We start from the raw sequence: 22,499 nt of genomic DNA on the forward strand, positions 1-22,499 counted from the left end.
AAAGAGCATGGAGCAGTTAACGATATGATTCGTTTGATCGATCGTCATTTTCCAAATGTCATCTTGCTTCCGACGGTTTGTTCAAAAAAAGCGCTTCAGCGTACCTGTCTTGAGCAGCCGGTTGAAATTGCAGTGATTAATGCGGATGGCGAAGAGGACTCTTTTGAATTATATAAAGTATTGCTTTCATTTTGCCCTAATGCAAAAGCAATTTTGTATTCTGCTGTAGAAAGTTTTGCTACCGCTCAAAAAGCGTTGCGTTACGGCTTGATTGATTACTTGGTCGAACCGATCACAAATGATTTTGTTTATGCATTGGATCGGGGAATTCAATCCATCAATCAGATTTCCTTGCTACACATCGAGAAAAATAATGAGGCTTCTCCTTCGCTTTCTTTAAGACATAAGATATTGCGCTATATTCATGAAAATTATAGAGAACATATTACGTTAGATACTTTAGCAGATCACCTGCATTTAAGCCGGTATCACACCAGTCGTTTGATCAAGAATACATTAGGAATGACCTTTTCATTGTACTTGATGATTTATCGTATTGAAGTTGCCAAAAAAGAACTATCAACGAGTGATCGATCAATCAGTGAAATCTCTGTCAGAGCAGGATTCAATGATCCAAATTATTTTAGTAAGAAATTTAAAAAAGCAACTACTTATACGCCAAAAGAGTATCGAAAAATTTATCGTGGGAAAGCTACCGTGATCGATTCAAGACTTGAGCTTTAAGTATTGAAAAAAACAGATCAGCTTGCAGTTGTATTGATTAGCGAAAAAATGGCTTCTATGCGATGCGTATCTGGTTACTTTTCCATAGGTGATAAAAGCAAAAGGCCTTTCATGCAAAGGTTTTTTTGCTTGGAAAAACGAGTTTTGAATGAGCTGATAGAAACCAACGGCGTAGGATAAGGTCTGATGTTTTTGTGAATCCAACGATAGATGCTATAATGAGAGCGGATTCATCAATACAACTTATCAAAGAAAAGAGGCAAGAAAATGGCGAATAAAATGGTGTTTATAAATTTGCCTGTCACTGATATCAAACGTGCAACCTCCTTTTATGAAGCGTTGGGATTTGTCAAAAATGAAGAGTTCTCAAACGAGACTAGCAGCGGAATGGTTTGGAGTGAATCGATTTGGATAATGTTGTTAGAACATGAGTTTTATCAACAGTTTCTGAATGGCAGACGTATTGGGGATACGAAGAACACGAGTAGTGCATTGATCGCGTTTAGCTTTGATACGCCAGAAGAAGCGAAGAATTTTGCAAAGATTGCAGAAGCAAATGGTGGCCAATCGTTCCAAGTTGATATGGGGATTCCAGAGGATATGATGGTCGGCTATGAAATCGTTGATCCCGACGGCAATCAGCTTGAATCAGCATGGATGAATGGCTATTAGCAAAGTGATCGTTTAAATAAAAAGTAAAAAAGTGGTTCAGTATGCAGTTCCTTCAAGAAGTTAGGCTTTTGTGCTAACTTTTTGAGGGCTGTTTTTTTTGACGGGATTCTTGAGTTTTGTAAGATTGATCAGTCCCCTTTGTCTAAATGCTAAAAAAGAGGTATGATACAAGAAAAAGGAGTGGAGACGAAGTGAAATATTCAACCAAATACAGCGACGCCATTCACATCCTCGCTTACATCCACCTCTTTAAAGGAACTGATTTATCAAGTGATCGGATCGCCCAGAGCGTTGAAACGAATCCTGCTTATGTTCGCCGGATTATGAGTGATTTACGGGTTGCTGGATTGATCGAAAGCCAAAGAGGAAAACCAAACCCTAAACTAACGAAGGAACCAAATGAGATTTCTTTGTTAGACATTTATGCGAGTGTTGAAAAAGATCACCATCTTTTACATGCAGACAAAAAAACCAACCCCAACTGCTTAATTGGGGGGAATATCCAAGGGGTATTAGAAGAAACCTATGATGTGCTGCAAAAGAAAATCGAGCAAGAGATGAGCGCCATCTCGCTGCAATCAATCATTGAAGGCATTCAAGGAGAGGCCGATCAAGTAGATTGAACGGACACAACACAGTAAAAAGAACTTTCACCTGCTAAGCAATTTCTTGACAGGAAAGAAAGTTTCTTTTATACTCTAGTTGTAACTTGATTAGTAACAACTATTTTAGTCAAACAAAAGATGAGGAAGGATGATTATCATGAAAATCGGTGTTATTGGCGCAACAGGAAATGCAGGTTCAGCTATTTATCAAGAAGCAGTACAGCGAGGACATGAAGTGACTGCTATTGTTAGAAATGAAGTTAAAGCCAAAGAACAATTTGGTGATACAGTCAAAACACTTACAAAAGATGCTTTTTCGTTAACAGAAGAAGACCTCGACGGATTTGATGTGTTGGTCGATGCGTTTGCGACAAGTCCTGACCAAGCGTACTTGCATGTGGATCTGGCAGCAAAATTGGTACATTTGTTTCGAGAAAAGACCACGCGCTTGTTCTTCATTTTAGGAGCTGGCAGCTTGTTCAATGAAGCGGGTGAACGCAATCTTACCGAATTGAAAAAAGCCCCAGGAAGTGAAAGCTGGATCGCGATCCCAGAAAATCAGTTAGATGAATATCTCTTTTTAGAAACCGTCAAAAATGTTCATTGGGTCGGGATTTCTCCAGGAAATCTATTTCAAGAGGGACCAGCTAAACCAGCGATTTTAGGCAAAGATCACTTGCTTTTCAACGACCAAAAGAAATCAGTAACTTCCAGCGGTACGTTAGCCAAAGCAATTCTTGATGAAATTGAAACAGTGCAACATGAAAATACTCGTTTTACTGTGATTGATGCAGAGTAGGTTCAACAAATGATTGACCCAATCGATCAGAATCGATAGCTGCATAGGTTGGCAAGTAGACTGTTTCAGGCAACTTCTTTTTTCACAATTTTTGTTTCCAATACCCAATAATTTAGACAAGACAAATCCTCTGTCTTTGCTTATAATCAAGGACAGAGGTGATAAAATGAATAAAAAAATCGAAGCGTATGAATTGATGCTTCTGCAATTAAAAGGGTTGCTAGAAGCGGAGAGTAATTGGATCGCCAACCTAGCCAACTCTTCTGCTTTACTGAATGAAACATTGGAAGATACAGTGTTTGCCGGCTATTATTTGTTTGAAGAAGGCGAACTGATTTTAGGTCCATTCCAAGGAAGAGTCTCTTGCACCAGAATCACATTAGGCAAAGGGGTTTGTGGGGAATCAGCAGAGAAAAAAACCACATTGATCGTACCCAATGTCAAAGAACATGAAAATTATATTTCTTGTGACTCAGCAGCGATGTCTGAAATCGTAGTTCCCATGGTGGTTGATGATCAGTTGCTTGGAGTGCTGGATATCGATAGTGGAAAAACGAACAGCTATGATGCGATCGATCAGAAATATCTGGAAGAATTTGCTGCTTTATTGGTAGCAAGCCGTCAATAAAGTACTTGTTTTTTAATTTTAACTATAAAACAACATAATGTTTTTAAGTGGGGCGTTCATTGAATAATGAACGCTTTTTTTAGTTATTATTTAAAAATGTCGGGCATATTACTTTATTTAATTAAAATTAGATGATAATATGATAATACAATTAGAAAAATGAGTTTTTAAGGAGAGAATTATGGAAGCAGAAACTATTGTATTAGGTAAAGCATATGAATGTAAACCAGTCGGCTTACAAAGCCGCGTGATCGGTGAAGTGGTCAGAAAAATGGAACGGTGTGTCGTATTAAATGTGATCCGCTACGATGGGATCGATCATGAAGATATCGAAGAACGTTGCGGACGAGTAGTTGCAAAATACAATGAGATCTATCAACCAGCGCTAGTTGAATGCTTTTTTAGCTGATCCATTGGTAATCACCCAATCAAAATAAAATGAAACCATGCATGTAAACCAATTCCCTTAAAAAAAGACTGTTTCTCAGAAGCAGTCTCTTTTTTGATTCTTAGACTCAGGCACCTAGCAAAAGAAGTGCTATAATAGGCGAGAAAACAACAGAAAGCAGGGAATAGGATGGAACTAAAAAAGACGATCGTTGAGGAACAGCAGTTGCTTTTTGAATGGCCGAATGAAGCAGGCCAACTGCAAATTGTTAAGGGAAGTTTAGCGCAAGTCAAAGAAAATACTGTGCTATTTTTTATCAAAGACGGCCAAATTTTCTCAGTAGCAGACGATAAAACCTTTGACGACCAGTTAGAATACGACCGCTTGATGATCCTCACACCACCTTGGGAGATCATGGCTCCTTACTTAGTAGCCTATTATCAAGAACAATATCAGTTAACCAATGGGTCCAAAGCATCCATCGGCATACCCCAAGAGTTGCAGCAAACCATTGCTGCTAGCGCAAAACCATTTGATCGTTTTATCGATTTTCTTGGCTATGGATCTACGAGCAAAAAGACGACAAAAGAGGCAAAAAAAGGGGGCAAACCGAGACACAAATGGTCAAAAGAGTTACAAGATGAACCCTTCATGGTTGACTATCAAGGAAGTAAAGCAAGGGTCTATTGGCAAAAACGCAACGAGGTTCGAATTGAAAAAGGCGCAATTTTGAGTCAAGAGATTCCTTTGAATAAAAACGGCTCGGTTGGTTTTTCTGCTCGCTTAGCGGAAAAAATTCGGCAAGAAAACCAAGCAGCGATCAAAGAGGGACACACGATTGAAGACGTTGTATTAAAAAGTGTCAACGAGGTAGGCATGTTTCTTTACTATGGGGGCACCAATGGTTGGCTGCAATTAAAAGATCAGCAAGGAAGAACCTTGAACGAGCGAACGGTGGAGTAGAAAAGAGAGGCACTGAACAAGAAAGCGATCCACCATAGCTAAATCAATCTGCTTTGGTGGATCGCTCTTATAGTTTAACTAGGAGTAGCCTCTTCATCGATCAAGACAAATTCTTGACCGGTCTTGGACAAAACAAGTTTCGGTTTTGCAGTTCCTTCTTTTTCTGCTCGATACGCCTCTCGGTGCTTTTGCAAATGTTCGGGACGTTTTAACCAAGCTTGAAAGGCTTTTTTCTCAGTCCATTTTGACACCAACTGGAAAACGAGGCTGTCTTTTGATTCTGAAAACCAAGCTTCAGCAGAGTGACAGCCAGCAAATGTTTTCATTGAGGCGGAATCTTTTTTCATTTTAGCAAGAAAGATGTCTTTGCCTTCTGGAATGACTTCAAACGCAACGGTACGGATATACATGAAATTCCTCCTTTAACTGTGAGTGATTTCATTTAGTATAGCGCTAATTGAGAATGATTGTCAATTAGCTATGGAATCTTTTAAGCTTTTTATCGATAGTCATTTTTTGATTAAATCCCTCAAAAGCCTTGAACAAATGAAAAAAGTACGTATAATTAATATACGTACTGAAGAGTCCGAAGAGTATTGGAGAAAATGGATACTTGGGGAAGTCTTTCTTTTCTCACGTGCAGTACTCTTCGTTTGTTTAGTGTACCACTCCCATTTTAAAATAGATACGTTTTTTTTGCTTTCTGAGGAGATTTCTTTTGTTCCTTGAGTTGAAAGGCAAAAAAGTGGGAAGGTTCTGAGAAAGCGCTATGAAGACGAAATTTGCGTCTTTTTTTTGAAATGTTAGGAAAGAAATGTTAGGAAAATAGTGGAAGTTTTTTTATCCGTTTTTATGCTTCATTCTGTATAAGATTGCATTCGAAGTTCTGATCAGTAGGAGATCAGAACTTTTTTGTATGCTTTCTTAGAGCGGCAGATTTTTCAAAGATAGTTGCTAGACAATAGGCTTTGTTTCATTAAGGAATAAAGAATAAGGAAAACTGACATCTCGGTGTAACCTCTTACATTTTTTCGTCGCGTTAAATTGACAGGCTGTATAAACTTGCGGTAAACTCGGTACAACAAACAGAATTTTTTGAATTATCTGAATGTTAGAAGGGGATGAGTGAGAATGGGGAAACGTACCAACTATGCATTAATGCTTGTAGTACTTAGCAGCTTCTTTTTGGCAGCTTGTCAAAATGGCACGCAAGAAAATGAGACGGATTCAACGGGAGCTTCTTCTGTAGAGCAAGTGATCAATGTGCAACTTTCGGCGGAGATGGGCAGTGCCGATATTTCTTTAGCAACCGACTCTTATAGCTTTATTACTCTGAACAATGCTTATGAAGGCCTTTATCGCTTGAATGAGAACAATGTTCCAGTGATTGCCGGGGCAAGTGAAGAAGCTGAAGTCAGTGAAGATGGGCTGACCTACACCATTTCACTGCGGGAAGAGGCAAAATGGTCCAATGGCGATTCAGTTACTGCGGCTGATTATGTTTTTAGTTGGCAGCGAACAGTTGATCCAGCCACTGCTTCCAATTATGCCTATATGCTGGCACCCGTTAAAAACGCTGCCGCTATTTCAGATGGGACGCTAGATAAAAGCGAGTTAGGGATCGAAGCAGTCAATGATCATGAGTTGAAAATCACGTTAGAAAAACCAACACCTTACTTTTTATCTTTACTGGCTTTTCCAACCTTCTTCCCACAAAACGAACGTGTCGTGGAGGAATTTGGTGATCAATACGCCTTAACAAGTGAAAACGCGGCGTACAATGGACCATTCCTATTGACCAATTATGCTGGCCCAGGCACCGATATCCAGTGGTCATTGGAAAAAAATCCGGATTATTGGGATGCCGATTCAGTCAAACTTGAAACAGTTAATTTCGATGTCGTGAAAGACTCATCGACTGCTTATAACTTGTACGAAAGCGGACAAGCCGATGACATTATTTTAAGCGGTGAATTGGCGATGCAGAATGTGAATCATCCTGATTACATTGTTCAGCCTAGTGCAACCACTCAGTATTTAGAAATGAATCAAGCACCAGAAGATTCGCCTTTTCGAAATGCAAATTTGCGGCAAGCCATTTCTTATAGCATGAATCGGCAACAAATCGTTGAGAATATTTTAGGCAACGGCTCATTACCGGCTGTCGGTTTTGTTCCTTCTGACCTAGCTTTCAATCCAGAGACAAAAGCTGACTTTGTAGAGGATGCGGCAACCACGTTAGCCTTTGACGAAGAAAAAGCCCAAGAGTATTGGGAAAAGGCCAAGGCAGAACTGGGTATCGATACATTGTCTTTTGAACTGCTGACCTCAGATACCGACCAATCGAAAAAAATGGCGGAATACATTCAAGGAACCTTGCAGCAAACACTGGATGGATTGACTGTCGAAGTCACAAACGTTCCTTTTTCTGTTCGTTTGGATCGTTCCAATAGCGGCGATTTTGAGATGGTCATGAACAATTGGATCGGGGACTATGCAGATCCAATCAACTTTTTGGAATTGTTCAAAAAAGACAGTTCCTACAATCGTGGGAAATGGCTAAATGATGAATACGACCAATTGATCGAACAAGCCTCCAATGAAAATGCCAACGACCCAGAAGCCCGTTGGGAAAATATGGTGGAAGCAGAAAAAATCTTAAATGAAGATTTGGGCGTTATACCGCTTTTCCAAAGTGCAGAAGCACATCTGCGGTCGCCTAAGATCAAAGGCCTCATCGTTCATAGTGTCGGTGCTGCCTATGATTATAAAAATGTGTTTGTCGAAGAATAAGTAAAAAAAACAATTCTTTCATACATCTACCGACTGACGTAGTCAAACAGTACTGCAGAAAAGAGGAACGCCAAGCGTTCAGCAACTAGAGCAAGGAATAAAGCCGTTCTTTATCTAGCAGTGAAGAGGAATCATTCATTCCAGCTAGATAAGAACGGCTTTTCCTTTTGGGAGGAACACGAATGAAAATCACAGCAGTTGAAACGAAGCTAATTCCGATCCAGCTGAATGCACCGTTTAAAACGGCGCTCAGAGAAGTGCACGCCGTCGAAGTGATTCGAGTGCTGCTTTCTTTTGACAATGGGATCGTTGGCATCGGAGAAGCAGCACCTACCGAAGTGATCACCGGTGATACAAAAGAAAGTATTTTAAAAGATATCGAAACTGTTTTTGCCCCTTTCCTGTTAGGTAGAAAGGTAGATGCCCAATTGCTGGTAATGGATGAGCTTCATGCGTTGATCCAGCATCATACGAGCCCTAAAGCGGCGATTGATATCGCGTTGCACGATGCACTGGCTAAAGTAGCTAACTTACCGCTTTACCGCTATTTAGGTGGTTCTGCCAATACACTGACAACCGACTATACGATCAGTGTTGGTTCACAGGAGCAGATGCTGCAGGATGCGCAAGCGAAAGTCCAGGCGGGATTTCGCTCCTTGAAAATCAAACTAGGAGTAGGCGCGATCGAAGAGGAGGTTGCGAAAATTCGCTGCATCAATGAACGCTTGGCAGGAAAGATCCCCTTTCGAATTGATGCCAATCAAGGCTGGACCAAAGAAGAAGCGGTGCAGATTTTAGACCAATGGCAAGACATTCCGATCGAGTTTGTTGAACAGCCAGTAAAAGCCCATGATTTTGCTGGACTCAGCTATGTGACTGCTCGTACGACGATTCCAATCATGGCCGATGAAAGTCTTTTTTCCTATGAGGATGCCAAACGTTTGATTGCTGAAAACTGCTGCGATTATATGAACATTAAATTGATGAAAAGCGGCGGGATCAAAGAGGGACAAAAAATTTATCAATTGGCAAAAGAGCATCAAATGCCGGTGATGGTCGGTTCGATGATTGAAGGGTATGGGGGAATGGCTGCAGCCGCCCATTTTGCCTTGGGGATGGCGGATGTCCAATTTTATGATCTGGATGTTCCTTTTATGTGGGAGACCCAAACGACTTCCCCTGAAATGCAAGGGATTCTTCAGCGTCCAGGAAGCTTGAGCGTCACCGAACGCATCGGACTAGGAATCAACGAATAAACAGTTATGAGAGGAGCAAAGATGAAACAAATTGTTCAGGCTAGCTCTTCCTTCTTATGGAAGGAACCCAAAGAAAACAAAGTACTAGCAAAAATCAAAGCATTTCCTTTAGAAGCACTGCACACTTTTTTGACTGATGAAGATACGATGCGGCTTTATCAGGAAAGCTTAGTGGACTCCGAAGTATTATATGGGACGATTGTAGAAGTCATCGCCCAAACGGATGGTTGGTCCCATGTGATCGTCTTGGATCAAATAAGCAATAAACACCCACTCGGGTATCTTGGTTATCTGCCGAACGAGGTATTGAAGCCATTGCCACCAGACTATGCAATAGCTAAAAGAAGGATTGGTGTGATTGTAAAAGAAGCCGTGCTTGTTTTTGACTCGACCACACGACTCGTTTCTTTTGGAACAGTTTTACCACTTGTTGGGGAAACCGCAGATTCCTATCAAGTGGCTACGCCTAATGGACCAGCAACGATCGCTAAAGCTTTTGCTCACGTCCTATCGGACACATGGGCAAAGCTCCCAGAAAAAATAATAGCCTTGGCAGAACAATTTATAAACCAGCCCTATGTCTGGGCAGGCATTAGCGGCAGTGGCTTTGACTGTTCTGGATTCATGTATTCGCTGCATCGACTTCATGGTATTTTAATCCCCCGAGATACGATCGAGCAAGCACAACAAGCAAACATCGTACCTTACAGTCAGGCACAACCAGGGGATCTGCTGTTGTTTGCTTATGAAGAAGGAAAAGGCGAAGTCCATCATGTCGGTCTATATTTGGGGGATGACGAAATGATTCATTCAAGAACACCTGGGTCACGGGTCATGAAAACCAAAATCACTGGCTCTAATTATGAACCAGAACTCGCAGTTGTGGCGCGTTATTGGCAAAACCAGCCGAATGAATCACAGGAATACTCATGAACATTCTTTTCATGATCGTAAGGAAAGGGGCATTTGATGGGAAAAGATGACTTGCGTGTAGCAATTGATCCTATTCTAAAAAACTACCAGGCAACGTTGGAAATGGGGGTATGGATCGGTACGCCAACGGAATGTCTTGTTGACTATCAGGGTCAAAAGTCGTTTTCGGCAGCGAGTATTAGTAAGCTTGTTTTGTACGCGTATTATCTTGAACAAATCATCGAAAAAAAGATCGATCCCCAACAGGTAATTTGTGTGAACCCTGTTGATCTGACAGGGGGTGCTGGGGTGATCCGTCTTTTTCCTCAGAAGAAAGGTTGGACCATCAGTGAACTTCTCACGGCAATGATCGCCGTATCTGATAATACTGCGACCAATGTACTATTGGACTTAGTAGGGTTGCCCACGCTTCAGGCATGGATTCAGGAGCCGGAGATCCAATTTGAACGGTATATGATGCGACCGATCAAAGACAAAGAGAACCGCTTGACACCCTCGGTGGCTGCCAAACTGCTACTAAGGTGTGTGGAACGAGAAGAAGCTGCACTAGGATTTTCACCTTTAAATCAGCAGCAATTTCAAGATGGATTAGCGGGGAATTTTGCTGAAACTGCGCAGCCTTCTTGCCGCATTTTTAATAAGACAGGTCGTCTTGACCGCATCGAACACGATGTAGCATATTTACAAGCCAATGAAACGACGATCATCATTGCGGCATTTTCCTATGATAAAGCCGGTAGTGGCCGAGGGATCAGTTGGCTAAGAGAAATTGGTCAAACAGTCTATCAGCAGTATTTTAAGTAAAATACGCTGCGTATCGACCCTCAATCAGAGGCACTCGATCCGCAGCGTATTAATTATTTACAACAATAAAATCCCCCATATCATAGCGGTGCCGTGATTGGGAAAATTCAAAAGGCGTCCCATCGCCGAGGTAAACCGTTTGTTCCACTTCTAAAATGGGATCGGTGGCAGCACAAGCTAAGTATTGCTGGTCGTAGGTGTCTGCACGATCCGCTTTGATACGACGGACAGATGTTCCAATCGAGGAGTGGAGTTGGTTCGTGATGTAGCTATAGACGGAAGAGGTTAAGACTTCTTCGGTAATGCCAGGAATGACATGAAGCGGCATGATGGTATATTCTAAAACAACGGGTATATCGTCAAATAGACGCAAACGAACGATATCATAAATTTGCTGGTCACTGCGAATGTTTAGTTTTTCTTGTTCTTTCTCATCGGGAAAAAGAATGGCAAAAGAAATGATCTTGCTGGTGATCTTTCCTGTTTCTCCAAGGCGCTTGGTCAGCCCGCGATTGATCTTGGCGTTGTAATCGAAGGTTGAATAGGAATCGCTGATAAACGTACCCGTGCCTTTTTTACCGTAAATAATGCCTTCCATTTGTAAAATATTCAATGCTTTTTGAATCGTCACGCGGCTCGTTTGATAATCCGCAGCCAGTTCGGATTGCTTCGGCAATTTTTTCTCTTCTTCGTAAAACCCGTGATTGATTTTGCTCCGTAAATCGGCAGCGATGTCATGGTAGTTCGCCATTTGCTTCACCTCAAAATAATAATAAGTGATAAAACGAAGTATGTAAACGTGGAGCTTTACATACCCTGTTTTAAAGGCTTTTCCTGCGTTTACATTCTTCAAGAAATGAATTACATTTGTAATGTAATCGTTTTCTACCAATTGAAGAATAGGGTATAGGAGGGAGTTTTATGCAAGGATTTATGGATCGACTCGCTGACGTTTTGGGAAAATTTGCCAACAGGATCAACAATTTACGCTACATCATGGTCATTAAAAATGCCTTTGCTGCTTTGATTCCAGTAATCATTACAGGGGCATTTGGTACATTATTTTCAGCAATGGTTTTTGATGCTGAAAATGGATTGGCACAAATCGAGGTACTGCGCTTTTTAGAAAGTTTAAAACCAATCTCATCTGCGGTCAGTTATGTGACATTGAGTTTCTTAACGATCTATGCAGTGTTTCTGATTGGGATTGAGCTAGCAAAACTAAATAAGATTTCTGGGGTCTTTCCAGGAATCATCGCCGTGATGTCTTATCTTTCTGTTAATCCAATGATCTTTGAATTTTTGCACGAAGATGCGACGGTGGTTGCCGAAAACGTGCTGGCTAAGCAATACACGGACACGAAAGGTCTATTTTTAGGCATGTTCGTTGCAATCGTTTCCATCGAGCTTTATGCATGGCTAGGAAGACAAAAACGGCTGCAGATCACGATGCCTGATAGTGTTCCAGGGAATGTTTCGGCAAGTTTTTCGGCATTGTTTCCAACGATTTTCACCGTGACCATCATCGCCACCGCTGGTTTTGCTATCAAGGCGCTCACAGGAATGTATGCTTACGATATCATCTACAACGTGGTTCAACGCCCACTGGAAGGAATCGTTCAAGGCTTACCAGGCATCTTGTTGTTGATGTTTATCGCACAAGTCTTTTGGGTGATCGGGATTCATGGGAACCAGATGGTCAAACCCATTCGAGAACCATTGTTATTGGCAGCGATTGCCGTCAACACGGAAGCCTTTGAAGCTGGAAAAGAAGTACCCAATATCATTACGATGCCGTTTTGGGATATGTATATGAGTATGGGCGGCTCTGGCGTGACGATTGGTTTGCTGATTGCGATTTTGATCGTCGGTAAACGAGAGGATATGCGCCAAATCACTAAATTGTCATTAGCACCTGGGATTTTCAATATCAATGAGCCAGTGATCTTCGGAATGCCGATCATGCTGAATCCCATTTTGGCGATTCCCTTTATCCTCACACCGTTAGTAACAGGAACGATTGGGTACGTGGCGACAAGCCTAGGCTTTGCCGCTAAAGCGGTGGTAATGGTCCCATGGCCGATGCCACCGATCGTCAATGCTTATCTAGCTACTGCTGGGGATATCGGGGCTGTCATCACGCAAGTGATCTGTATTATCGTAGCGATTTTGATCTATCTGCCTTTTGTTTTGGTAATGAATCGTACGACCAATGAAGTTGCATAAAGGAGTTTTGCAAAAATGGTAAAAATACCTGAGACATTTATTTTAGGCGCTGCTTCGTCTGCTTGGCAGACAGAAGGCTGGCAGGGAAAGAGAGAAGGGCAAGATTCGTATCTCGACCGCTGGTACAAAGAAGAACGCTTTGTTTGGCATAATGGCTATGGGCCGGCTATTGCGACGAATTTTATGGAAAAGTTTTCGGAAGATGTTGAACTGATGCAGGAGGTTCATTTGACCCATTACCGAACATCGATCAACTGGGCGCGCTTCTTTACCGACCATGAACAGCTGATCGTTGACGAAGACTATGCTGCTCATATCGATCAGCTTATCGACCAATTGCTTGCGGCTGGCGTCGAACCGATGCTTTGTTTGGAACATTATGAACTGCCAGCTAGTTTGATGGATGCCTATGATGGCTGGAGCTCGCGGAAAGTGGTCGATCTATATACCCGTTATGCCGAAATCGCCTTCGAGCGTTACGGTGATCGAGTCAAACAGTGGTTTACCTTCAATGAGCCGATCGTTATTCAGACTCGTTGCTATCTCGATGCGATCCGCTGGCCCCATGAGCAAAACACAAAAAAATGGATGCTTTGGAACTATCACAAAGTATTGGCGTCCGCCCAAGCGGTGGCTGTCTATCATGAAAAGGGCTACGAGGGGCGCATCGGTTGTGTGCTAAATCCAGAAATGGTTTACGCACGCTCTTCCTCACCGGAGGATCAAAAAGCGCAAAAAATGTATGATCTCTTTTTCAACCGGATCTTTTTTGATCCAATGGTCAAAGGTCATTATCCAGAGGAACTTATCACACTTTGCCAAACCTATGACATCTACTTTGATCCGACAGAAGAAGATTTGGAAACGATCCGCACCCATACGGTGGATTTCTTAGGTGTCAATCAGTACTACCCGAAACGCGTGCGGGCACCACGATATCAATGGCATTCGGATACACCATTTCATCCAGAAATGTTTTATGAGACATTTGATTTGCCAGGAAAACAAATTAATAACTCCCGTGGCTGGGAAATCTATCCGAAGGTCATGTACGATATGGCTAATTATCTTAAAGAAAATTATGGCAATATTCCATGGCTGATCACTGAAAATGGTATGGGGCGGGAAAATGAAGAACAGTATATGGATGCCACAGGTCAAGTCCAAGATGATTATCGGATTCAGTTTATTACCGAACATCTTTACTGGCTGCTAAAAGCCGTCGAGGAAGGTGCCAACTGCGAAGGCTATATGCTTTGGGCATTTACCGATTGTGTTTCACCTATGAATGCATTTAAGAACCGCTATGGTCTCGTCCGAATTGAGTTAAATGAAGAACGGACCCGGTCATTAAAAAAATCAGCCGCTTGGTATCGTTCCCTTATTGATGAACGGTGGCTTCCATTTGAAGAAAAGCCATTGATTCTGTAATAAAAACCCACGATTATTTCCTAATCCTAAAGGAAATAATCGTGGGTTTTCAGTTAAAAGGGTTGTTTATGAGGAGCAAGTTTCTCCCAGTCAAATATGACACCAATCCCTGGTTCTTCTGGTGCAATCGCACGGCCATCGGATGGATCGATCACTAATGGTCTCGTGGTGTATTGATCGATTGGAAAACTGTGCATTTCAAGATACCCAGCATTAGGCATCGCCGCCAGTAGACTGACGTGTAATTCCTGCATGCCATGTGTAGAAACAGATAAGTTACTTGTTTGTGTTAAGGCAGCAATTTTCAACCAGCCGGTGATCCCACCGCAATTGGAAGCGTCGGGTTGTGGAAAATCGACATTGCCATATTTGATCATATGAGCAAACTCAATAGGGGTGCGCAAGTTTTCCCCGCCTGCGACTGCAATTTGCCCTTCTTTAGCGATACGAGCGTAGCCTTCGTAATCTTCGGGGATTGTTGGTTCTTCAAGGAACAAAATGTCATAAGGCGCCATCAGTTTGGCGGCTTTGATCGCTTTTTCAACAGACCAGCTCATGTTGGCATCCACCATAAAGACAACATCGGGACCAATCAATTCTCTGACCGCTTTTATTCGAGCAATATCTTCGGCAAGTGTTTTTTGGCCCAATTTGATTTTGACCGCTTTTAATCCCATGTCTAAATATTTTTGATTATTGGCTAAGAGTTTTTCAAGAGAAAAGTTTAGATCGATCGCACCACCATAGCATTTGACTTTGTTACTTGCGCCGCCTAAAAGTTTGTAGAGGGGTTCTTGTGCTTTTTTCGCGCGTAAGTCCCATAAGGCAATATCACAAGCCGCAATGGCGAAACTCGCTAAACCGCCTCTGGCAACATAGTGAATGCCCCAGTTCATCTGATCCCACAAGGCCTCCACACATGCTGGATCTTTCCCTAAGAGGATTGCTTTTAGTTCTTTGTCGATCAGTTTGGCAATCGATTCGCCACCGAAGCCACCAGTATACGTATAGCCCACACCTTCACGTCCCTCATCAGTAACGATCTTGACGATAGGCACTTCAAAGTGGGTGTGTAAGCCGTGCTTCGCATCTTCCATGATTTCCGGAAGAGGTATCCGATAATACGCTGTTTGTACATCTGTAATTTTTGCCATTAAAAATCCTCCTCAAACTAATGTTCACGTGTGCATTTTAATGTTAACGTTTGCATAATCATGTTAGCATGGGAACGCGAGATTGACAAGACAAAAATCGCTCAAATTCAATACTTAGGAAACAAGAATGTCTCTTTTTAAGAGGTCATTCACTTAGGAGCGAAGCTAAAGGACCTCTTCAGAATATAAATAGAAATTGGAGAGATGTTATAAGAAATGAATTGAAAACCTTATAAATTGTCATAAAAAGGTATTTAATGTAATTTATAGACATATTTATTGAATAAAAATCATTTTTGTATTATGATTATCTTAACAACGAGCAATGAAGAGTACTGGGGCAGATGAAAGCTTGGGGAAGTCTTTTATTTGGGATACCTAGTACTCTTATCTTTCTTCAACGACAAGTGAAATACAAAAGAACGACTGAACTTCTTTGGTTCAGTCGTTCTTTTGTATTTCATAAAGCGAGCGAGAGTAACTTGTAGTAAGGAAGAAAAAAGACTTTTCTCATTCCGATATGGATAGCCATTGTCGTTTAGACTAGCAAAGCGATAGTTTATTAGATGTTCTTTTGAAAATAATAATCTTTATATTCTTGTAGGAACATGACATATCAGTTCGATGTTAGTTTCAAAAATAAGTGGATAATAAAAAAAGCAAAACAAATCATGAATGAAAAATTCTCTTTCTTAAATTATCTATAACCAAATTGACGATTCTCATTACATATTTATCAAACAAAATAGCAATAATTAAAGTTGAAAAAAAACTAATACCGATGAATATAAAAGGATGTCTAGTACTTATTCCATGATAATGGAGAATATTCATTGGAAGTCTTTGTAGAATATATATGCTAAAAATGTGATTTCCTAACCATTCAATAAATGTATGCTCAAGTTTAATTTTTTTTGTAAAAATAACAAAAGAAAAGGCAAAAAATATTGACCAAATTGAATACATTTGGATTCCAGAAGTAATATGAATTCTGCTGTAAGATAAAATTATAAAGGTAAATAGTATTAAAATGAGATAAGTTAGATCGTTTTTTACCAATTTATCAAATGTGGGCTTGAAATAAGCGAATATCATGCCAGCCGGTAAGCAAATCATTGTGTTATAAGTATATGCCGGACGATCAATTCGCATAAGAAAGTAAACTACCAATATAGTGAATAGAGTAGTAAGAATGATTCCTACAAAATAATTTTTTCTTGAAATTGTAAAAGCTAAACCAATCAATAGGCAAAATATGATCATTGAAGTAATATACCAGTTGCTATTACCTATAGAAACCCATGTTGTGAAAGATAGCAGTATGGTTTTTAAAGGAAAGTTTCTGTCGATAAACATATTTGTTATCAGATAAAATATGACTGCAACATCAAATTGAATCAAAAGCTTAAAAGCTTTTATTGGCATTTCTTTAATATAGTTTTGACTCTTTTTCTGAATAGAACTCATCATTCCAAATCCAGAGTAAAATAAAAAAGTAGTAACAACTGCTTGACCCAAAAATCGTCGTAGCAGAACATAAACTTCATTATGGGCACCGTCCAAGGATATATATTGTGCACCGTGAGAAAGAAATACCAAGAATACGAAAATACCGTTTATTGTAGTTGTTTGTTTTTTTGACATGTAGTCATCATTAAATTTATTTGGTTCGGCGAAATTAATTCCGGTGATAGACAAAGCTAAAAAGAAAAATAATATATAAGTCATAAGATAAGACTCCCGTTTCCAATTTTTTTAAATATGCTGAAAAATTAATTTTGTTTTATTTTGGGGAAATGAATTATTAGACTATCTAAATCAGATATACTGGAAATAGCTTTTACTTTTGTTAGAGATTCATTGATTGAAGCAATTTCATTTATATTAGTTTGCCAATAACTAGAATTATCAACTCCTTTAAATATATAGTCTGAATTACTTTTTTTGTATTTCAATGAATTGGTAGTTTCAGAATCACTAAATGGTTGAGCAGAGGTACGATCCCAAAAAATATCTTCTCTTTGAAGTATACTTGGATTACCGGCGTAAATAGAGTTACTTTGCACTCGAGATTTCACTACACTCCCCATTCCTAAAATAGATCCCGATCCTATAAAAGGACTTTTAATAATACTTACATTTTGACCAACCCAAACGTGATCCCCAATAATAATATCCCTGCTGATGTTTACTCTTTTGCATGATTCAATATCATATATTAAATGACCATCGGAATTTCTTATCCAACATTCTTGAGAAAACATACAATCTTTACCAATAACTATATTTTTGTTTTCAGATATTATAATTTTAATATTCATATTAATAGAGCAACCTTTGTCCATGAAGAAAAAGGAATCGTTATATATATCAATAGTCATATTAATCCGATTATTTTTCGTTTTTTTTATAAAAATAATTGAATTGTTTCCTTTAAAACTTATTCGTGCATTTATTATGTTTGCATCTTTTTCAACCACCAAAATGTTGTTAGTACCCAAAAAAGATATGATGGAATTAGTTATCTGTATATTTCCTTGCTGAAAGATTATATGGTTGTTTTTCAATTTGTTTAAGTCGTCGGTAGAAGCGATTTTTTCCATAAAAGACCTCTTTTCTTTTTGATTAATTTTATCAGAAATGCGTATAGTGCATAGTATTTTTTTAGAAAAATAAACACTTTATTTCCTATTTTTGATTTCAAAAAAAAAGAAAAGTAAGAACGTTGATTTAACAACAATTCTTATCTTTTCTAAAAGCGTGTAGAACACAAAAATGGAGATGGCGGGAGTCGATAAAATGTTGATAATATAATGTTTTCAAGTTTTTGACTACCAAATTGACTACCAATATTAAAAATCCACATAAGTATTGAATCTATTTGCTAGCTGTTCTTTTGCAGTTTTTGAAACGTGAGTGTACACATCCATTGTTGTTTGAATATCTGAATGACCTAATCTCGATTGAACATCTTTGATAGATGCCCCGGCTTCAAATAGGAGAGAAGCGTGGGTGTGACGAAAACCATGTACTGAGATCTGTTTAAAATCTTCGGGTAATTTTTTCATTGTAACTAAGTACCATTTTCTAGGTTTTGCTGGTGAAAGAATTCCACCGTCTTCACTTTGAAAGATTAAACCATCCGGAGATTCCTTTCTGAACTCTTTTAATATAGCGATCGTTTTGTCATCTAATGAAATCCTTCGAATAGAAGAAGGAGTTTTTGGAGTTTGAATATAAAGTCCGCTAGCGCTTCTTGATACAGCTTTATTAATGTTGAGTGTTTGATTTTTGAAATCAATGTCAGTCCATTTTAGCGCTAGTGATTCACCTTTGCGTATTCCGGTGAAAGCCAAGAGACGAAAGTATGCATATGCTCTAAAATTGCTATCACTTTCTAAAGCATACATAAATTGTTTTAACTCTTCTTTATCGTAGAAGTTTAAATCCTTATCCTCGGTTACTTCTTTTTTTCTAACAGGTTTCTTTATTACCTTAGTTGGATTCATGTTGATCAGCTGCATACGAATGGCGTAATCAAAAACTAGACCAGCATAATTCATGACCATGCTTGCTCGTACCAATTTTTTATGCCAAATGTTCATTTGGGTTTGTACATCCATAGGCTTTATTTCTAGAATATTTCTTTCTCCAAAGGCAGGAAGTATATGATTCTTAAAAACACGTTCGGTCTTTAAAAGAGTTGAGGCTTTAACTGTTGATTTGTATTCCTCATACCACAAGTCATATATTTCTTCATACGTTTGAATCTCTGGTTCCTCAGCAACCTCTTGTTTTTGCATACCATTTACTTCTAAATCAGCTATTGCTAAACGAGCTTCTCTTGTTGTCTTAAAACCACGCCTTGTTGTGCGAATTGGCTTTCCTGTATCTGGGTCTGTCCCTAGGTACAGTTTAAACATATAAGCTTTTTCGCCATTTTTTTTGATGTACTCTTTTATTCGGATATCTTGCTCTTTCCTAGCCAATTGCTTCAACTCCTAGAATTTGTTACAATAGGCGTAACCTATTGGTTATTTTTGTTTGCACGCCCCCTGACTGCCAAGAAAGAGGGGCGTGTTTTTTATTTATTCATCCCATGTAGCAGGACCATAAGTAACGGAATATGGTGCATTCCCTTTGGAAGAAAAGTGCATAACCACTGTTGCTTTTTTACCACCTGCAATAGAATTAGGGATATTGTTTGAATATGTGGAAGCATCGAAAGTCGCTAATTCTGAGTTTCCATCGTACAGATCGAATGTTTGCGCATTAAAGTCTATTGGTTCGTTCGATGTATTTTCTACTATTGCTGTCACAACAACAGGATGCTCACCTTCTTTAGGATCGTTTAAAGATACTGAATCGTCTGCTTTTACTTCCGTAACAGTAATCCTTTCATTAGTTGTAAAGTCAGCAGATTCTCCATATTTAAATGAACTCGTCGATGATGATGAGCTGCCATCTTCTTGGGTAGCAGATGTGCCTTCAAATAAATTCTCAAAATTTGCTATTCGTTCAGATAGCTCACTGTTTTCTGATTTCAATTTTGAATTCTCGGTTGTTAAACTATCCACTGTATCCTGTAAATCTGAATCGTTTGATGCTCCTGCTTGACCATTCTGTCCACTACACCCGGAAAGTAACAATGCACTAAACAAAACCCCAAAGATTACTTTTTTCATTTTCTTTCCTCATTTCTCTGATATAATAATTTTGTAATCTCTAAGAAATGAGTTTCCCTTATCGAAGCTGTAACTTCGGTAGGGGTATTTTTTTATCCATAGTTTAGCATGCTTTCTCGAACGCAACTTTCGAGATTCCACGGTATGTTGTAATACTCCATAAACTTTACTGCATTTAGTTGCTCTCTTTCTAGATCATATTCGTTTGACCAGATAAACAAAAGTATTTCTATGGCTATCCGATTAGCTTCAAATTCTAACTTTCGCCTACTGTAATCTGTTGCATTATAATAAGCAGAAAGTTCTTCATGCTTTTTAATACAATGACCTAACTCATGAGATACCTCAAAATCAGAATTACTCTCAAGTAGTTTATCGCTTAAAAAAATAGCTTTTTCCTTTGCATAATAAATACCACTTCGGTTCATTTCCACAAAATATAAATCCAAACCCATATCATTTACTAGCTTTAGTAAATGCCGATTGACCTCAAACACAAACATCACATCACTTTACTTTTTTTCAGCAGCACGCTTCGCAGCCAAAACAGATTTTAAAAATTCAACCTCTTCATCTGTCACAGGTTCACCATCGAATGCAAAAATACCATATTTTTCAGCCAAGTTCGGTTTCTCTTCACGACCTAAAAGATAATCGACAGTTACATCGAAGTAATCTGCAATTTCCTGTAAGCGTTCCGCAGAGGGGTTGGAGTTTTTTAACCTATAGAGCACATTTTTTCCGTAACCTAATTCTTCTTCAACTTTGTTTAATGATTTTCCTTGTTTCTTTGCTAATTCTTTTATTCTCTCAAACGTTGTCATATCAATATTCCTTTCGTTCAAGAAAAAATATTTAACATTATTTGTTAAAAATAGTTGATTAAATTAACAAATAGTGTTAATATCATTCTTGTAAACAAGTTTAACAACTAAAAAGACAACAAAAACACTATTGATACTAAAATGCCAACCGCCAAGAAAGCTTTTAATTCAATGTTTTATAGTCTTATTTAACTATGTTTAGATTTTAACACTACGTGTTAAAATAGTCAACTAAGTTTAATACATTGTTGTTAAATTTGTTTACAAGTTTATGGGAAAGGAGTTTTAAAATGGCTGACATTGCGGAAATTACACAAAAAGATAGAGAAAAAATCAGAACGTATGTTGAAAATTCAAATTTCCTAACATACAAGATGCTTGCAGACAGATTTGGAATCGATAAGAGCTACCTGTCTTTAATTTTAAATGGCAAGAGAACATCCGCCGAAGCTAACAAGATTATCGATTCGATTATAGCGATGTATGAACTTTGAGATAGGAGGTAGATTATGCCTGAAATTGATGAAAAAACCATTCAACTTATTTTGAAAAAGTACGTTCCTAAGCGCTACCTGAATCAGCGTGAGGCTTGTATCTACGCTGGGACAAGTCCAAAGACTATGAATGCATGGATTAAGCGAGGACTGAAACAAATCGTATTTGATGATGAGAGTAACCCCAAATATGATGTTCGAGATATCGATGCTTTCATGGAAGAACACAAAATCGGGATCGGGAAGTGATTGTATGATCTACACCTTGAAACAAGAACTTATGATCCACGGTCTCATCAAAGAAAAGATGAGAATCATTCACGATCAACTTAATGATCGGAAAGTACCACTGACTGAAACACAACGAGATTTATCGATTCGGGAATTAAGGAGTTACCAAGAGTTGATTTATCAGAATCGGCTTAATCGGCAAATAGAATTGAGGTGATTTTATGAAAGGTTTACGAAGATCAGCATTCATCATCACTATATTTTTCTTGGGCGTTTGGTTCGGTAACTATCAACAGCTGCCAGATTGGGCGGTCGTAGCATTACCAGTGTCAATCATGTGGTGGCTAATAAAATATGACGAGATTGCTTATAGAAGACGGCTAAGGAGGGGAGTACAAAATGCTAATAGAAGAAAAGCTTCATCAGTTCCAATGCAAGAGCTGCAATAGAACAACGCTTATCAATGCTACAGTATTGAAAAAATGTGAGCCGTGGAAAGGTCCCTACTGCACGAAATGTGGCAGACGTCTCAAGGAAGTCAAGAAAGTATACACAAAAAAATAGCGACTCCGCCGGCAAGCAAAGAGTCGCATACAAAACATATCTGGCTACATTGTAGCACGAGAGGAGAAATTTTCAAATGATTACTATTACAGGACTTAACGATGACATCTATACAGCAATGCTTGGGAACGCTCAAGAGCGAGTAATTGATAACATCATGACTGCTGCCAGCCAAGGGCGCACAAGCATCACAATCGCTAGTAAAGGATTAACGCCAGGGTTCTTGTCTCAACTTCAGAACGAAGGAGTGGACAATCTGGTAGAACAAGACGGACGTTACAAATTGTTTTGGGAATTTTAAGAGG

At 39.3% G+C, this 22,499-nt stretch carries 26 protein-coding genes; 17 read left to right on the forward strand and 9 right to left on the reverse strand.

From position 1 onward, the window contains the following. The first annotated feature begins 24 nt into the window (after window positions 1–24). From CXM95_RS04770 to CXM95_RS04800, 7 genes are all read left to right on the forward strand, one after another. A complete protein-coding gene (locus tag CXM95_RS04770; RefSeq protein WP_176285408.1) occupies window positions 25–744 on the forward strand; it encodes an AraC family transcriptional regulator in 720 nt (239 codons plus the stop codon). A 267-nt stretch (window positions 745–1,011) separates the two neighbouring features. Then, a complete protein-coding gene (locus tag CXM95_RS04775; RefSeq protein WP_005237221.1) occupies window positions 1,012–1,416 on the forward strand; it encodes a VOC family protein in 405 nt (134 codons plus the stop codon). Window positions 1,417–1,607: 191 nt separating this feature from the next. Beyond that, the gene (locus CXM95_RS04780) at window positions 1,608–2,039 is read left to right on the forward strand and encodes an Rrf2 family transcriptional regulator (protein WP_061053880.1); all 432 of its coding nucleotides are present in this window, start codon (window positions 1,608–1,610) and stop codon (window positions 2,037–2,039) included. A gap of 130 nt (window positions 2,040–2,169) precedes the next feature. Then, complete coding sequence (locus CXM95_RS04785; RefSeq protein WP_086299214.1) at window positions 2,170–2,820, forward strand: NAD(P)H-binding protein; 651 nt, start codon at window positions 2,170–2,172, stop codon at window positions 2,818–2,820. A 166-nt stretch (window positions 2,821–2,986) separates the two neighbouring features. Next, window positions 2,987–3,448: a GAF domain-containing protein gene (locus tag CXM95_RS04790; RefSeq protein ID WP_008377623.1), complete on the forward strand. Its 462-nt coding sequence runs from the start codon at window positions 2,987–2,989 to the stop codon at window positions 3,446–3,448. 181 nt (window positions 3,449–3,629) lie between these two features. Beyond that, a complete protein-coding gene (locus CXM95_RS04795) occupies window positions 3,630–3,857 on the forward strand; it encodes a hypothetical protein (RefSeq protein ID WP_005237217.1) in 228 nt (75 codons plus the stop codon). A 168-nt stretch (window positions 3,858–4,025) separates the two neighbouring features. Further along, window positions 4,026–4,799: a hypothetical protein gene (locus CXM95_RS04800; protein ID WP_086299216.1), complete on the forward strand. Its 774-nt coding sequence runs from the start codon at window positions 4,026–4,028 to the stop codon at window positions 4,797–4,799. Window positions 4,800–4,873: 74 nt separating this feature from the next. Here the strand turns inward: CXM95_RS04800 and CXM95_RS04805 are convergent, their stop codons facing one another. Continuing rightward, window positions 4,874–5,209 carry an antibiotic biosynthesis monooxygenase family protein gene (locus tag CXM95_RS04805; RefSeq protein ID WP_061053883.1) on the reverse strand — a complete coding sequence of 112 codons (336 nt, stop codon included), beginning with the start codon at window positions 5,207–5,209 and terminating at the stop codon, window positions 4,874–4,876. A 721-nt stretch (window positions 5,210–5,930) separates the two neighbouring features. Between CXM95_RS04805 and CXM95_RS04815 the strand changes: the two genes are divergently transcribed. The 4 genes from CXM95_RS04815 (at window position 5,931) to CXM95_RS04830 (ending at window position 10,585) form a co-directional block, all read left to right on the forward strand. Then, a complete protein-coding gene (locus tag CXM95_RS04815) occupies window positions 5,931–7,592 on the forward strand; it encodes a peptide ABC transporter substrate-binding protein (RefSeq protein WP_086299218.1) in 1,662 nt (553 codons plus the stop codon). Window positions 7,593–7,774: 182 nt separating this feature from the next. Continuing rightward, a complete protein-coding gene (locus CXM95_RS04820) occupies window positions 7,775–8,848 on the forward strand; it encodes a dipeptide epimerase (RefSeq protein ID WP_086299219.1) in 1,074 nt (357 codons plus the stop codon). 21 nt (window positions 8,849–8,869) lie between these two features. After that, entirely contained in the window at window positions 8,870–9,781 is a 912-nt protein-coding gene (locus CXM95_RS04825) for a C40 family peptidase (protein WP_176285399.1), read from the forward strand. A 36-nt stretch (window positions 9,782–9,817) separates the two neighbouring features. Continuing rightward, window positions 9,818–10,585: a serine hydrolase gene (locus CXM95_RS04830; protein ID WP_086299221.1), complete on the forward strand. Its 768-nt coding sequence runs from the start codon at window positions 9,818–9,820 to the stop codon at window positions 10,583–10,585. A gap of 49 nt (window positions 10,586–10,634) precedes the next feature. On the opposite strand, the gene CXM95_RS04835 is transcribed toward CXM95_RS04830, so the two are convergent. Next, the gene (locus tag CXM95_RS04835; protein WP_034872495.1) at window positions 10,635–11,336 is read right to left on the reverse strand and encodes a GntR family transcriptional regulator; all 702 of its coding nucleotides are present in this window, start codon (window positions 11,334–11,336) and stop codon (window positions 10,635–10,637) included. A 170-nt stretch (window positions 11,337–11,506) separates the two neighbouring features. Between CXM95_RS04835 and CXM95_RS04840 the strand changes: the two genes are divergently transcribed. Beyond that, window positions 11,507–12,811, forward strand: coding sequence for a PTS sugar transporter subunit IIC (locus tag CXM95_RS04840; protein ID WP_086299222.1), 1,305 nt, complete (start codon window positions 11,507–11,509; stop codon window positions 12,809–12,811). Window positions 12,812–12,826: 15 nt separating this feature from the next. Continuing rightward, window positions 12,827–14,242 carry a glycoside hydrolase family 1 protein gene (locus CXM95_RS04845; protein WP_101698870.1) on the forward strand — a complete coding sequence of 472 codons (1,416 nt, stop codon included), beginning with the start codon at window positions 12,827–12,829 and terminating at the stop codon, window positions 14,240–14,242. Between the two features lie 53 nt (window positions 14,243–14,295). Here CXM95_RS04845 and CXM95_RS04850 read toward each other — a convergent pair whose 3' ends face one another. The 7 genes from CXM95_RS04850 to CXM95_RS04880 all read right to left on the reverse strand — a co-directional run bounded on the left by CXM95_RS04850 (window position 14,296) and on the right by CXM95_RS04880 (window position 20,905). Then, window positions 14,296–15,396 carry a mandelate racemase/muconate lactonizing enzyme family protein gene (locus tag CXM95_RS04850; RefSeq protein WP_005237206.1) on the reverse strand — a complete coding sequence of 367 codons (1,101 nt, stop codon included), beginning with the start codon at window positions 15,394–15,396 and terminating at the stop codon, window positions 14,296–14,298. A 669-nt stretch (window positions 15,397–16,065) separates the two neighbouring features. Further along, window positions 16,066–17,124 carry an acyltransferase family protein gene (locus CXM95_RS04855; protein ID WP_101698871.1) on the reverse strand — a complete coding sequence of 353 codons (1,059 nt, stop codon included), beginning with the start codon at window positions 17,122–17,124 and terminating at the stop codon, window positions 16,066–16,068. Between the two features lie 44 nt (window positions 17,125–17,168). After that, window positions 17,169–17,999, reverse strand: a complete 831-nt coding sequence (locus CXM95_RS04860) for an acyltransferase (RefSeq protein WP_101698872.1) — start codon at window positions 17,997–17,999, stop codon at window positions 17,169–17,171. Between the two features lie 249 nt (window positions 18,000–18,248). Then, window positions 18,249–19,385, reverse strand: coding sequence for a tyrosine-type recombinase/integrase (locus tag CXM95_RS04865; RefSeq protein ID WP_101698873.1), 1,137 nt, complete (start codon window positions 19,383–19,385; stop codon window positions 18,249–18,251). Between the two features lie 99 nt (window positions 19,386–19,484). Next, entirely contained in the window at window positions 19,485–20,081 is a 597-nt protein-coding gene (locus CXM95_RS04870) for a DUF4352 domain-containing protein (RefSeq protein WP_101698874.1), read from the reverse strand. Between the two features lie 92 nt (window positions 20,082–20,173). Beyond that, window positions 20,174–20,509 (reverse strand): ImmA/IrrE family metallo-endopeptidase, encoded by a 336-nt coding sequence (locus tag CXM95_RS04875; RefSeq protein WP_228079050.1) that lies wholly within the window; start codon window positions 20,507–20,509, stop codon window positions 20,174–20,176. An 84-nt stretch (window positions 20,510–20,593) separates the two neighbouring features. Beyond that, complete coding sequence (locus CXM95_RS04880; RefSeq protein WP_101698875.1) at window positions 20,594–20,905, reverse strand: helix-turn-helix domain-containing protein; 312 nt, start codon at window positions 20,903–20,905, stop codon at window positions 20,594–20,596. A 290-nt stretch (window positions 20,906–21,195) separates the two neighbouring features. Here CXM95_RS04880 and CXM95_RS04885 point away from each other — a divergent pair, with 290 nt between their 5' ends. The 4 genes from CXM95_RS04885 to CXM95_RS04900 all read left to right on the forward strand — a co-directional run bounded on the left by CXM95_RS04885 (window position 21,196) and on the right by CXM95_RS04900 (window position 22,495). Beyond that, window positions 21,196–21,399 (forward strand): hypothetical protein, encoded by a 204-nt coding sequence (locus tag CXM95_RS04885; protein WP_101698876.1) that lies wholly within the window; start codon window positions 21,196–21,198, stop codon window positions 21,397–21,399. Window positions 21,400–21,414: 15 nt separating this feature from the next. Beyond that, on the forward strand, window positions 21,415–21,648 hold the full coding sequence (locus tag CXM95_RS04890) for a DNA-binding protein (protein ID WP_101698877.1): 234 nt from the start codon (window positions 21,415–21,417) through the stop codon (window positions 21,646–21,648). 4 nt (window positions 21,649–21,652) lie between these two features. Continuing rightward, complete coding sequence (locus CXM95_RS04895) at window positions 21,653–21,847, forward strand: hypothetical protein (protein WP_101698878.1); 195 nt, start codon at window positions 21,653–21,655, stop codon at window positions 21,845–21,847. A 423-nt stretch (window positions 21,848–22,270) separates the two neighbouring features. Then, window positions 22,271–22,495, forward strand: coding sequence for a hypothetical protein (locus tag CXM95_RS04900; protein WP_003127764.1), 225 nt, complete (start codon window positions 22,271–22,273; stop codon window positions 22,493–22,495). Window positions 22,496–22,499 lie beyond the last annotated feature (4 nt).

It is taken from the genome of Enterococcus sp. CR-Ec1 (assembly GCF_002850555.1).
Classification (GTDB): Bacteria; Bacillota; Bacilli; order Lactobacillales; family Enterococcaceae; genus Enterococcus_D; species Enterococcus_D entomosocium.